Annotated in this window: 11 protein-coding genes; 8 read left to right on the forward strand and 3 right to left on the reverse strand. The window is 35.7% G+C overall.

The window, feature by feature from the left end:
* Positions 1-30 precede the first annotated feature (30 nt).
* The 3 genes from ACFQ13_RS11090 to ACFQ13_RS11100 are packed head-to-tail and all read left to right on the forward strand — an operon-like array spanning position 31 to position 2,637.
* Positions 31-942: a sterol desaturase family protein gene (locus ACFQ13_RS11090; RefSeq protein ID WP_386117290.1), complete on the forward strand. Its 912-nt coding sequence runs from the start codon at positions 31-33 to the stop codon at positions 940-942.
* Between the two features lie 4 nt (positions 943-946).
* Positions 947-1,822, forward strand: a complete 876-nt coding sequence (locus ACFQ13_RS11095) for a DUF547 domain-containing protein (protein WP_386117292.1) — start codon at positions 947-949, stop codon at positions 1,820-1,822.
* Positions 1,823-1,854: 32 nt separating this feature from the next.
* Positions 1,855-2,637, forward strand: coding sequence for a TIGR04283 family arsenosugar biosynthesis glycosyltransferase (locus tag ACFQ13_RS11100; protein ID WP_386117294.1), 783 nt, complete (start codon positions 1,855-1,857; stop codon positions 2,635-2,637).
* 6 nt (positions 2,638-2,643) lie between these two features.
* Here ACFQ13_RS11100 and ACFQ13_RS11105 read toward each other — a convergent pair whose 3' ends face one another.
* On the reverse strand, positions 2,644-3,378 hold the full coding sequence (locus ACFQ13_RS11105; protein ID WP_386117296.1) for a metallophosphoesterase family protein: 735 nt from the start codon (positions 3,376-3,378) through the stop codon (positions 2,644-2,646).
* Positions 3,379-3,559: 181 nt separating this feature from the next.
* On the opposite strand from ACFQ13_RS11105, the gene ACFQ13_RS11110 reads away from it, so the two are divergent.
* Positions 3,560-5,077 (forward strand): carboxypeptidase-like regulatory domain-containing protein, encoded by a 1,518-nt coding sequence (locus ACFQ13_RS11110; protein WP_386117297.1) that lies wholly within the window; start codon positions 3,560-3,562, stop codon positions 5,075-5,077.
* Between the two features lie 15 nt (positions 5,078-5,092).
* Here the strand turns inward: ACFQ13_RS11110 and ACFQ13_RS11115 are convergent, their stop codons facing one another.
* Entirely contained in the window at positions 5,093-6,097 is a 1,005-nt protein-coding gene (locus ACFQ13_RS11115; protein ID WP_386117300.1) for a glycoside hydrolase family 113, read from the reverse strand.
* 96 nt (positions 6,098-6,193) lie between these two features.
* On the opposite strand from ACFQ13_RS11115, the gene ACFQ13_RS11120 reads away from it, so the two are divergent.
* The 4 genes from ACFQ13_RS11120 to ACFQ13_RS11135 all read left to right on the forward strand — a co-directional run bounded on the left by ACFQ13_RS11120 (position 6,194) and on the right by ACFQ13_RS11135 (position 11,554).
* The gene (locus ACFQ13_RS11120) at positions 6,194-7,504 is read left to right on the forward strand and encodes an NAD(P)/FAD-dependent oxidoreductase (protein ID WP_386117302.1); all 1,311 of its coding nucleotides are present in this window, start codon (positions 6,194-6,196) and stop codon (positions 7,502-7,504) included.
* A 70-nt stretch (positions 7,505-7,574) separates the two neighbouring features.
* The gene (locus ACFQ13_RS11125; protein ID WP_386117304.1) at positions 7,575-9,164 is read left to right on the forward strand and encodes a 4Fe-4S binding protein; all 1,590 of its coding nucleotides are present in this window, start codon (positions 7,575-7,577) and stop codon (positions 9,162-9,164) included.
* Between the two features lie 210 nt (positions 9,165-9,374).
* Positions 9,375-10,064: a glycosyltransferase family 2 protein gene (locus ACFQ13_RS11130; protein ID WP_386117306.1), complete on the forward strand. Its 690-nt coding sequence runs from the start codon at positions 9,375-9,377 to the stop codon at positions 10,062-10,064.
* Positions 10,065-10,120: 56 nt separating this feature from the next.
* Positions 10,121-11,554, forward strand: a complete 1,434-nt coding sequence (locus ACFQ13_RS11135) for a cellulose synthase family protein (RefSeq protein WP_386119434.1) — start codon at positions 10,121-10,123, stop codon at positions 11,552-11,554.
* Between the two features lie 95 nt (positions 11,555-11,649).
* Here ACFQ13_RS11135 and ACFQ13_RS11140 read toward each other — a convergent pair whose 3' ends face one another.
* Positions 11,650-12,738, reverse strand: a complete 1,089-nt coding sequence (locus ACFQ13_RS11140; RefSeq protein ID WP_386117309.1) for an SMP-30/gluconolactonase/LRE family protein — start codon at positions 12,736-12,738, stop codon at positions 11,650-11,652.
* Positions 12,739-12,761: the final 23 nt, after the last annotated feature.

Below are 12,761 nucleotides of genomic sequence, written 5' to 3' on the forward strand. Positions count from 1 at the left end.
CCACCCTTTCTACCAGCACAAGAAAGTTTTATGGAAAAATACTTAGACCTCATCCTAAAATCATATTCCGGGTATTGGAATTATCTGAAATATGAACTTATTGATCTCAATCACTGGGACAACTTTTTCTATGGTCTTATTTTAATTTCTGTGTTGGTATGGATTTTAGAAATTGCCTTTCCATGGCGTAAAGAACAAGCCTTATTTCGGAAAGATTTTTGGCTAGACACCTTTTACATGTTCTTTAATTTCTTTCTTCTGAACCTTATCATACTCATTGCCTTGTCTAATACCGTGGCCGAGTTATTTAATGATGTGCTTGGTTTAGTAGGTTTATCGCTATCCAGTTTTCAATTGTTTAATGTTAATGAACTCCCTAAATGGTTAGGCTTATTTATTCTATTTATTGTTTCTGATTTTGTACAGTGGAACACACATCGGCTTTTACATCGTTTTGATTGGCTTTGGAATTTCCACAAAGTACACCACAGTATTAAGGAAATGGGGTTTGCCGGACATCTCCGGTACCATTGGATGGAACCCGTAGTTTACAAATCTATTTTATACATTCCCCTAGCTATTATTGGAGGTTTTGATGCCCAAGACGTGGCTATTATTTACTTTTTTAATATTGCTATTGGTCATTTAAACCATGCCAATTTGGGTTGGGATTATGGAATTTTAAAATACATTTTTAACAATCCTAAGATGCACATTTGGCATCATGTTAAAGAACTTCCAAAAGGCGAGCGCTTTGGCGTAAACTTCGGCATTACTTTGAGCTTATGGGATTACCTTTTTAAAACCGATTATATTCCGCATAACGGAAGAGATATTGCCATTGGCTTTGAAGATGACGACAGCTTTCCGCAAGATTTCATAGGGCAATCGATGTACCCTGCATTCTCTAAAAAACGTAAAACACCGCCATCTAAATCCTAAAACCATGAGTTCTATAAAATATCTATCCGCCATTCTTATCCTTGTAGGCTTAAGCACTTGCGGAGCTAAAAATCTTCAAGAGCAAAATACACTTCAACAAACAGCAGTACAGCTCACAGACAAGACGACTCCCGTAGTTAACAAAAACACTGCAACTCCCAAGGAGGAGGAGGAGGAGGCTATAGCACTTCCACCGAAAGCACCATTACCTTCTAAAAAAGACAGCACAACAGCGGAAACTTTTAACCATTCGCGTTGGGACCGCATATTACAAAAGCATGTCTCTAACTCTGGAGAGGTTAATTACGACGCTCTTAGAAATGACCCTTCAGAATTAAACATCTATATTGACGCCTTAACTCATAATACGCCTACAGACGCTTGGACAAAAGAAGCAATATTGGCCTATTGGATTAATGCTTATAACGCTTTAACGATAGATTTAATTTTAAAAAATTATCCGGTAAAAAGCATCAAAGGCATTAAAAACCCTTGGGATCAAAAATTATGGCAATTTGGAGACACTTGGCAAGACTTAAATACGATTGAGCATAAAATTTTAAGGCCCATGAAGGAACCTAGAATTCACTTTGCTATTGTTTGCGCTTCAATATCTTGTCCTAAATTACAGAACAAGGCGTTTACAGCTTCAACGTTAGAAATACAATTAACCCAAGCGACCAAAGAATTTTTAAACGATCCTACTAAAAACGAACTTACTAAAGATGCCGTTCAACTTTCTAGAATCTTTAAATGGTTTAAAAAAGATTTTGAAATTACGGGGAGTTTAATCCAATTCTTAAACCAATATACCGACTTTGAGATTTCAGAATCGGCAAAAGCAAACTATAAAGATTACAACTGGAATTTAAATAATTAAATCTGTACTCCTAATTCTATCGTAGGTACTATATGATTAGTATAATTATCCCTGTTTTAAATGAAGCCGATAGTATTGGAACTTTATTATCGCATTTAGTCGCAAATATGACGTCCAAAAAGCACTGCGAAATTATTGTGGTGGATGGCGGAAGTACCGATGGAACAACAGACATTATAAGCGCGATTATCTCGAAAAATTCTTCTGAACAATCTGAAACCTTGTCTTGCGAAGCTCTTAAAGATGGTAGCGAAACAAAAGTCCGAAACCAAAATTTAAAGCAAACGGAGTTACAACTTATAACTTCAGAAAAAGGTAGAGCCAAACAAATGAACCAAGGGGCCAAACAGGCTAAGGGGGATATTTTATACTTTCTACATGCCGACTCCTTTCCTCCTAAAGGCTTTGACCAACTCATTATTGATGAAGTAAAAGCAGGCCATGAGGCTGGTTGTTTTAGAATGGCCTTTAATAGCACCCATTGGTGGCTACAACTTGCGGGTTGGTTTACTCAGTTTAGTTGGCGTGCTTGTAGAGGTGGAGACCAAAGTCAGTTTATTACCGCTTCACTTTTTAATGCTATTGGAGGCTATGATGAAAATTATACCATTTATGAGGATAACATGTTAATAAATGCCCTTTATGAACGGAACACTTTTGTGGTTATCAACAAAAAGTTAACAACCTCAGCCCGACGCTACCAAAAACATGGTGTTTGGACATTACAATACCATTTTTGGGCCATTTATATTAAGAAATATTTCGGAGCTTCGGCTGATGACTTACTCCGCTATTACAAAAAGCACATTTGTTAACAAGCTTTACTTTTTCTTATTTCTTCCCATCTCATCAGGATAAAGCGCCTTTAAAGGCTCTGATTGAAACACGGTTTTTGTATCAATATCTATCGCCGATAAGGGTCCGGTAAATGCCGCTCCGGTATCTACATTCCAAACATTGCCACGGTGCATGGGTTGGTCTTCTCCAAAATTAATGGTAGGCGTATGACCAATATAAATCTCTTTGTAATGCTTTAGTCGATTGGGGTAAAACAAAGAATCTTTATTTATACTAGGATTTAATGTTAAGGCCATTTCCCAAAGGGTTCTATCAAAATAAAAATTCTCGGTGTGCAACTCTGCTTCCACCCCTTTCATAGATGTAAAACCTGCGTGTAAAAACAAGCGGTTGTCCGTATCGATATGGTAGAGTTTCATCGCCTCAAAAAAATAGAGATGGCGCTGTTTATCTTCTAAAGAAAGGCCCTCGTAACTTGCCATGGTTTCTTTTCCGCCGTGGTTATACCACACCTCATTTACACTCCCCGTAGCCAGCCATTTTTCGCACCACACATCATGGTTGCCTTTTATAAAAATACAGGTATTGGTTGAAGATAATTCTATTAAGTATTCAATAACCTGAGCGGCTTCACTCCAACCATCAACATAATCTCCTAAGAAAATAAAACGATCCTCTGGCCCGAATTGGGCACATTGTTCCAAATCTTTCAACCCTCTTAATCCGCCGTGTATATCTCCAACTGCTAATGTTCTCATACCTCCTATTTTTTAATCAAAGCTAAAGTATAATTTTAGAAAAATAGACTTATCTCCCTTATTATCAAAAATTTTTACAATTGTTAAACTTAAGATAAATCTTACTTAATAAAACTCTAAATCGAATTCATAAAACAATTCAATGCTCTAATTTGCTGACCATTAATCAATCAATCAAAAAATGAACATCAATCAAATCTGCATTGCGCTATCCCTTTTTATGGTAGCGCAATCTTACGGACAGCAAACATTTTCATCCACCTTACGCGACGCAAAAAACGAAGCCCCTATTCCGTTTGCAACCATTCAATTTAACTCTAAAACCGGAGTTATAAGCAATGACCAAGGCGAATTTAACATTAGCATTAGACGAGAAGTCAAGGCCAGCGATTCTTTAAAAATAAGTTGCCTAGGCTATGAAGAAAAACAGATTCCCTTATTAAATTTTAATGAAGCACCCATCTATTTAACCCCACAAACCATCGACTTATCGGAGGTTTTAGTGACCAACAAAACCTATAGTATAGATGAAATCTTAGAAAACATAAAAGAACGGCTTACTGAAAATTACGATTATAACTATAAGCGACGAAAACTGTTTTATAGAACATCATACTACAATGAAATGGACAAGTATGATGTGCACTTAGACAAATCTACCATCCCTGAATTTAATCAGCAATTTGTAGACAGTCTTCTGCAAATTATGCCAAAAACCAGTAGCAGTCATACGGAAATTTTAGGTGAAATTTACGGGAAGATAGAACCAAAAACGCATCAGAAATTAAACATTTTAAAGGCCTGTCGTTTATATGATAAATCGAAGGATATCAACTTAGACAATTACGAAAAACGCTTTAACGCCATTTTTAAGAAATACGTAAAACGCGACTCGTATTTTAAAATTAAATCGGGTTGGTTTAGTGTGAAAGAAGATATGGATCCTTCATTATTTGGAGAAGAACAACAAGCAACTGAAGCCTTAATTGCCGAGCGAAAAAAGAAAGACTCCCTTAATAAAATTAGTTTTTTAGCATGGCGAAAGCTACAGATTCACAATTTTGAAAACAATAATTTTATTGATGAAGACAATGATCTTAACATCATTCATAAATCGCAACGCTATGAGTTTGAATTGAAAGATTACGCCTATATCAATGATATGTTTGTCTATGTTATTCCATTTCAACCTAAACGAAGCGAAGATTTTTCAGGAACAATGTACGTAAACACGGAAGATTTTGCAGTGGTCCGAGTGGATTATAAAAATGTAAAACCATTGAGTAAATTTTCATTATTAGGCATCTCCATGCGGAAATATTTAAAGGAAGGTACTATCATATTTCAGAAAAACGAAAATGAGAAATACACTTTAAAATATAGAGACGAAACCTTAGGCGAACTTGTTGGTATAAAACGACCGCTTAAGATTGTTGAAAAAAACAAACATGTTAAAGGCCGACGCAAGCAAAATGAACTAAAAGGAGACATTCATTTTATTGTTAAAAATATTGATAAAACAGAACTCATTGTGTTTGAAACCGACGCCATAACGGAAGCGGATTTTAAAGCGTTAAAACAAACCGCTTATACAGAACCTACAGCACTAAACCAATACGATCCTGAATTTTGGAAAGGCTATAATATTATTGAACCCAATAAGGCCATCAAAGAATTTAAGGCTTTAGAATCGGAATAACATCAACCTTATAAACTAGCTTTTATAATGTGCTTTTATAATTTGCTCCACAGGTTTATTCTGTGGGGTAAATTGATTATTATCTACACCGCCAACATTGTCGTGATCTACAAACCATTTCCACAGATAGCCTCCGGCAAACCAATCTTCATCCCAAACCGCATCAAATAAAGCTTGGGTGGCATTATTTTGTGCTATGAGATTTACAGACGTCATAGAACGGTCGTAGCGCCATGGCTCTTTTCCTGTATAATCTACACTACGATACCCAAACTCGGTAAATACTATTGGTCGATCTAGTTTTTCAGAAAACGCCTTTAATCCTGGTTTATGCTTGGCCCAACCTTTAATACAGTCTTCTACAGTTGGAGTTTGCATGCTGCTCACAGGAAAATAAGCATCAATCCCCACATAATCGAGTTGGCCCCAAAAAGGTGTTGTCCAAAACTCATCCCAATTTGCCGCGTAGGTTAACTTCCCGGTATAAACTGCTTTAACAGCTTTTATAAGCTCTTGCCAATACGCAGGTCTATGTGTAATAAAGGCTTCAAGTTCGGTACCAACACAAAAGACTTCTACATTATATTCTTGAGCCATTTCAGCATATTCTAAAATAAAATCGGAGTAAGACGCTTCTAATAATTTCCAATCGGCCTCTGAAGACGCCTCTAAAAATCCTGTAAACTCACCATGGGCAATCCACAATTGGGGTTTCACCATAACGTTTATTCCTTCTTTATGCAGGGCTTCTATATATTGTCCGGCGCCAGAGCGGGTTTCTCCAAACCATTGCCGCTTGGTATTGTGTGTCACTTCAGGATGGGCCTTATCTCTAATAAAACCAAAAGGCATCACAGCTGCCGCATTCGCATTAATATTCACAATAGGTTTCACATGCGAGGCATCAACCACACCCCGAGAAGCCACAAAACTTACCCCGTTTATCTTTAACGGTTTATACTTTGCTGCGGCACAACTGAGCATTACAATACTTAAAAGGCTATAAAAAAGAGGTCTCATACTGCGAAATTATGCTTAAATTTAAATAAAATCGACTAAGAGATTAAGGTTTTAACAAAAGCTTCGACCTATAGTCCACATTACAACCTCAACGATATGGAACACATTGTTATTATTGGCAACGGTATTTCTGGAGTCACCTTGGCCAGACACCTTAGAAAGTTATCAGATAAAAAAATAACTATCATCTCTGCCGAAACTGATTACTTCTTCTCCCGTACCGCTTTAATGTATGTTTATATGGGCCATATGAAGTTTGAACATACACAACCTTATGAAAACTGGTTTTGGGAAAAGAACCGAATCAGTTTAAAGAAAGCCTATGTTAAACAAGTTGATACAGAAGCTAAAACCCTTCATTTTGCTGAAGGTGATTCCCTAAACTATGATAAATTGGTTATTGCCACCGGTAGTAAACCGAATAAATTTGGCTGGCCAGGACAAGACGCGAAAGGCGTTATGGGGATGTACCATAAACAAGATCTAGAACACTTAGAAGAACACGCCCCTAATAATGAGGTTTGTAAACGTGCCGTTATCGTTGGAGGTGGTTTAATAGGAATTGAATTGGCCGAGATGTTAAATTCTAGAAGTATTCCGGTGACCTTTTTAGTCCGAGAAAATAGTTTTTGGAATGGTGTTTTACCCCAGGGTGAAAGCGAAATGATTAATAGACATATTAAAAATCACCATATTGATTTACGTTTGTCTACAAATTTAAAAGCTATAAATACGGATGAAAATGGTAAAGTAAAATCTGTAATTATTGAAGAAACAGGAGAAGAACTCGCCTGTAATGTTGTGGGCTTAACCGCTGGTGTAACGCCGAATATCGATTTTTTAAAAGATTCAGGTATTGAATTAGGAAGAGGCGTTAAAGTGAATCGTTATTTAGAAACCAATATCCCTGACGTGTATGCTATTGGTGATTGTGCTGAGCAACACGAAGCTATTGGTAATCGCCGACCTATAGAAGCGGTTTGGTATACAGGCCGTATGATGGGCGAAGTTTTAGCACAAACCATTTGCGGAAATAAAATGACCTATAATCCTGGGCACTGGTTTAACTCAGCAAAATTTTTAGATATTGAATACCAAACTTACGGTTGGGTATTTGGCGAACGTGGACGCCCAGAATACGAACAACATTTTCATTGGAAGCATGAAGACGATACCAAATGTATAACCGTAGCCTACCATAAAGAGAGTCAAAAATTCTTAGGGATTAATACCTTCGGAATCCGCATGCGTCACGAAGTTTTTGACCGTTGGCTCACCGAACAACGTGATGTCGATTATGTAATGTATCACCTCTCTGAAGCTAATTTTGATCCTGAATTTTATTCAAGATTTGAAAAAGACATTCTTAAATCATACACTAACCAACCACAACTTGCCAAATCTTAACCCCTATAGATTTTAAAAGTTAATACCGCTAAAAGCAGCACACCTTTAAGCATAAATAACCCATATTACAATGAGTAACAAATTAAATCATAGTATGTCTTTGGCAAAACCTGATGCCTTAGGAATTAATAACAAACAAAAAGTAGCTGTTGCCATTGGCGTTATTGGCTCATTTATTTTTGCCCTAGCACTTTTCAATGTTAATTTCCCTAATAAAGCCCTGTTTTTAACCCTTTCTTTAGCGGCAATTATTGGCGGAACTGTCGTTTTTTCTAGAGAAGCATACCTTACTAAATTAGAAGGCATAAAAAATGATGGCGTCTGGTTTAAATCCATTTCTTCTCGAGGTATTCTCGGTTGGATTCTTGGCGTCGTACTAACCACTTTTTATATTGTGCTTTATTTTTTCCCTACCTATTTAGGATTAGGCACCGATGGAGAAGAAAACACAGGACTTATTAGTCTTTTTGATCCATTAAGCCAATTATTAAGTGGACGTAACGCCAGCCAATGGTTTGTCTATGGGACGCTTTACACCGTGGCAATTTTAGCGTTTGGCTATAAGTTTATTTTAAAATACAGACACAATCGTTACCAACAATTACGTACCGTTTCAGTGATGTTTTTTCAATTGGGTTTTGCCTTTTTGATTCCTGAATTTATGTACGTCATGAATAACGACTTACCATACTATGACCTAAAAAGTATTTGGCCGCTTAACTATTATATTTTTGATGAATGGTCCGTAAACGGGTTTCTGTCTAATGGTACCATAGGGCTCGCCTTACTCCTTTTTGGTATTTTATCCATTTTTGTTTTCACCCCGATTTTAACCTATAAATACGGGAAACGATGGTATTGCTCATGGGTTTGTGGTTGTGGAGGTTTAGCCGAAACTGCTGGAGATTCTTTTAGACAATTATCTTCTAAAAAACTATACGCATGGAAAATAGAACGTTGGTTAATCCATGTGGTTTTAGTCTTTTCTGTGGTAATGACTACGGCCGTCGTTTACACCTATTTAGGCTACGATAAAAACGATTTCTGGCTCACTCGTGGGGTTTTCATCAGTTTTGTTATTGGTTTGTTAACCTTAGTATTTGCTGGGACAATGATTTTTAAACGTCAGGAGTTGGCAAAAGATGCTAAATATGGCGCTATAAGTTTCTTTATTACCATTACCCTTTTGTTAGTGATGCATTTTACAGGAACTACAGATCACCTTTTTTATATTAAAGCTGGAGCTTTAAGAGCTGCTTACGGAATTTATATAGGATCTATTTTTTCTGGAGTTATAGGAACAGGCTTCTACCCTATTTTAGGAAACCGTTCTTGGTGTCGATTTGGTTGTCCTATGGCGGCTATCCTAGGTTTTCAACAACGTTTATTTTCAAAATTTAGAATTACCACCAATGGCGGACAATGTATTTCTTGTGGAAACTGTTCTAACAGTTGCGAAATGGGGATCGATGTTAGACATTATGCGCAAAAAGGAGAAAACATCGTTCGTTCTAGTTGTGTAGGTTGTGGTATTTGCTCTGCTGTTTGTCCTAGAGGGGTTTTGAAATTAGAAAATGATGGTATGAAAGGTCGTATCAATTCTAATGAAATTCTTTTGGGTAATGATGTGGATTTAATGGAGCTTGTTAACCAAAAATAAGATTCTAAATTCTTAAAACCGTATAATTCATAAAGACGTTTCAGTTGCATCTCGGAACGTCTTTATGTTTTCTATAAACATTATATTTCACCTATTAATTAGGCAAAACAAGCTTGAGGTTATCGCTATAAAATCAAGTGTTTATTGAGCAAAAAGATTTCTTAAAATTAAATTCTCAAATATTGTACATTTGCCGCACAACAAGATAAAATGCCCAAAATAAAAGTTATTATTCCTGCCTACAACGAGGAGGCGTCTATTCCTTTAGTTATAAAAGATATCCCTTCTATCGTTGATGAAGTTATTGTGGTGAGTAATAATTCTACCGATAATACCGAGATTAACGCTAAAAATGCTGGGGCAACAGTGCTGGTTGAAAAGAGAAAAGGTTATGGTTTTGCCTGCTTAAAGGGTATGGATTATATTTCTAAACAAAAAAATACAACAGACATTGTTGTGTTTTTAGATGGTGATTATAGCGATTATCCAGAGGAATTAACAAAACTTGTACAACCTATTATTGACCAAAACATCGATTTTGTGGTTGGCGCTAGAGTGAAAGCCTTACGTGAAGACGGTTCTATGACGACGCCACAAATTTTTGGCAACTGGCTAGCAACAAGCCTTATGCGTTTATTCTTTAGATCTACATTTACCGATTTAGGTCCCTTTAGAGCCATAAAATACAGCACACTTCTAGACTTAAACATGGAAGATGAAACTTATGGGTGGACGGTAGAGATGCAACTTAAAGTACTGAAGCGAAAAATCAGCTACAAAGAAATCCCTGTAAATTATAGAAACAGAATAGGTGTCTCAAAAGTTTCAGGAACGATAAAAGGTGCTATCTTTGCAGGCATAAAAATCTTGACATGGATTTTTAAATACAGTTTTAAGTGATTTACCTTCAATACACCATCATCGTTATTTACACTGTGGCTATAGTGCTTATTTTTATGTATGCCTTAGCACAGTTAAATTTACTCTACAATTATCTTTCTTCAAAAAAGAAAAGAGAAACTTGTGACAAATTTAACTTTTCAAATACTGAAGAGATTCCATTTGTTACCATTCAACTTCCGGTATACAATGAAATGTATGTTATGGAGCGTTTGCTCGATAATATTGCATTACTAGAGTATCCTAAGGATAAATTAGAGATTCAGGTGTTGGATGACTCTACCGATGAAACCGTAGCGACAACCAAAGCTCATGTAGAGCAGTTGGCTAAAACGGGGTTAGATATTACACATATTACAAGAACGGATAGAAGTGGGTTTAAAGCTGGCGCTCTTAAAGAAGGTTTAAAGGTCGCTAAAGGTGAATATATTGCCATTTTTGATGCCGATTTTTTACCGAAACCTAATTGGTTAATGCGTACCATTCCTTATTTTAAGAATAAAAAAATAGGCGTTGTTCAAACACGATGGGGACATATTAACAGAAACTATTCGTTATTAACAAAAATTCAAGCTTTTGCCTTAGATGCGCATTTTACTTTAGAGCAAGTCGGTAGAAATAGTAAAGGACACTTCATTAACTTTAACGGAACCGCTGGAGTATGGAGAAAAGCCTGTATTATTGACGCAGGAAATTGGGAAGGTGATACCCTTACCGAAGATTTAGATTTAAGTTACCGTGCTCAATTAAAAAACTGGGAATTTAAATATTTAGAAGACGTAGAAACGCCTGCTGAATTACCAGTCGTTATAAGTGCTGCACGTTCTCAACAATTCCGTTGGAATAAAGGAGGGGCAGAAAACTTCCGAAAAATGTTATGGCGCGTTTTAAAGTCAGATAATATCTCTACAAAAACTAAAGTTCATGGTTTATTGCATCTTTTAAACAGTACCATGTTCTTAAGCATCTTTACGGTAGCTATTTTAAGCATCCCAATGCTTTATATTAAAAACGAATACGCGCACCTTAGAAACTACTTCTATATTATGAGTTTCTTTGTAACGAGCACCATCATCTTCTTTGTATGTTATTGGTTTATGTACCGAAATATCTATGGAAGTGGTTTTAAGAAATTCTTCAACTATGTGGGGATGTTCTTTACCTTTTTCTCAATAGCCATGGGCTTCTCACTTCATAATTCGATTGCAGTTATTGAAGGTCATATTGGAAAACGTAGTGAATTTGTACGAACTCCAAAGTTTAATATCAGTACAATAAGAGACTCTTGGAAAGGCAACAAATACATTATGAAAAAGGTTTCTCCTCATGTTATTATTGAAGGTATGCTTATGCTGTATTTTGCATTTGGAATGTACAGTGCTTTTATAGTAGGCGACCAAGGTGGAGATTTCGGATTATTTCCTTTTCACTTAATGCTTTTCATTGGTTTTGGTTATGTATTCTTTAAATCATTATCGTCTAAGGTTTAAAAAACATTTAAACATAAAAAATCCGTAAAGTCTTTAATTATAGAGATTTTACGGATTTTTTTTACTCTAATTTAACGTTATATTATTCTAAATGTTTATTTAGTAGGCAATGTGACTTTGTTTAAGGTAAATTCCATTTCAGAAATATCTCCTGAAATCTCGTTAATCCTAGAGTTTGTAAAATACAGTTCGTTATTATATATACTAAACGTATCTGCCCATTTTACCTTATCACCTTCTACTAGAGTCGAAATACTTCCATCAGCTTGTCTATATTGTATTTTGTTATGCTCTAAATCTGCATAATACAAATTACCGCTAGCATCTAAAATCATTCCATCTGGCGCAGCAGTTTTCGCTATAAACTTAACTTGATTTTCTATCTGAGTTTCATTTTCAAGATCAAAAGCACTCGTAGGAATAGCATACAAACTATAACCAGTAAGCGCATGGTAATACAATGTATCATTATTTGTATCTAAAGCAATACCATCAGAGTTAATTGCTCTTTCCCATTTTTTATCACCAAAGGTTAAATAAGAAGCTTCGGCACTTGTAGATTTATGATTATCTAAAACTCTTTTAGATACTTCAGAATTCATATCTAAGATTACTAATCCGGCATGACCAGAATCTGTAAAATAGATTTTATTCTTTTTCTTATCTACACGTAGATCATTTATATAAGAATCTGGATGGTAACTCCCTTCAGAAAGCTTATAAACTTTACTTAAAGTGTTATCAGCTAAATTAAATACAAAAACACGAGGTGCATCTAATACATTTTGAAACAACTGACTTCTTGTATCTAAAACATATAGTTTATCTTCAAAAGCGACAACAGATTGTACACCTACAAACTTATCTTCAACGACTTCGTCTCCAATTTTCCACGAATTCCATTCTGCATTAGGAAAGCTTACTTCTTTTTTATTCTTATTAACTTCAACTACCGAATTTTTAACTCCTTCTCTCCATCTTGGAAAATTCACAAAAACACGACCATCATTAGCAACCGAAACTCCTGTAACCTGTTGCCCCTTAAAACTTATAACTTCATTTACTTTTAATGTTGTTGTTGTATCTTTTTGTGTATTCACAACTGTTTCTGTTTTAGATTGACCAGCATCTTTACATGAACTTAGTACAATTAAAAAAGCAGCAAAATAAAATATATTCTTCATATTATCTGTGATTTTTAGTTCCT

This window comes from Winogradskyella rapida (assembly GCF_042675845.1).
GTDB classification, from domain to species: domain Bacteria; phylum Bacteroidota; class Bacteroidia; order Flavobacteriales; family Flavobacteriaceae; genus Winogradskyella; species Winogradskyella rapida.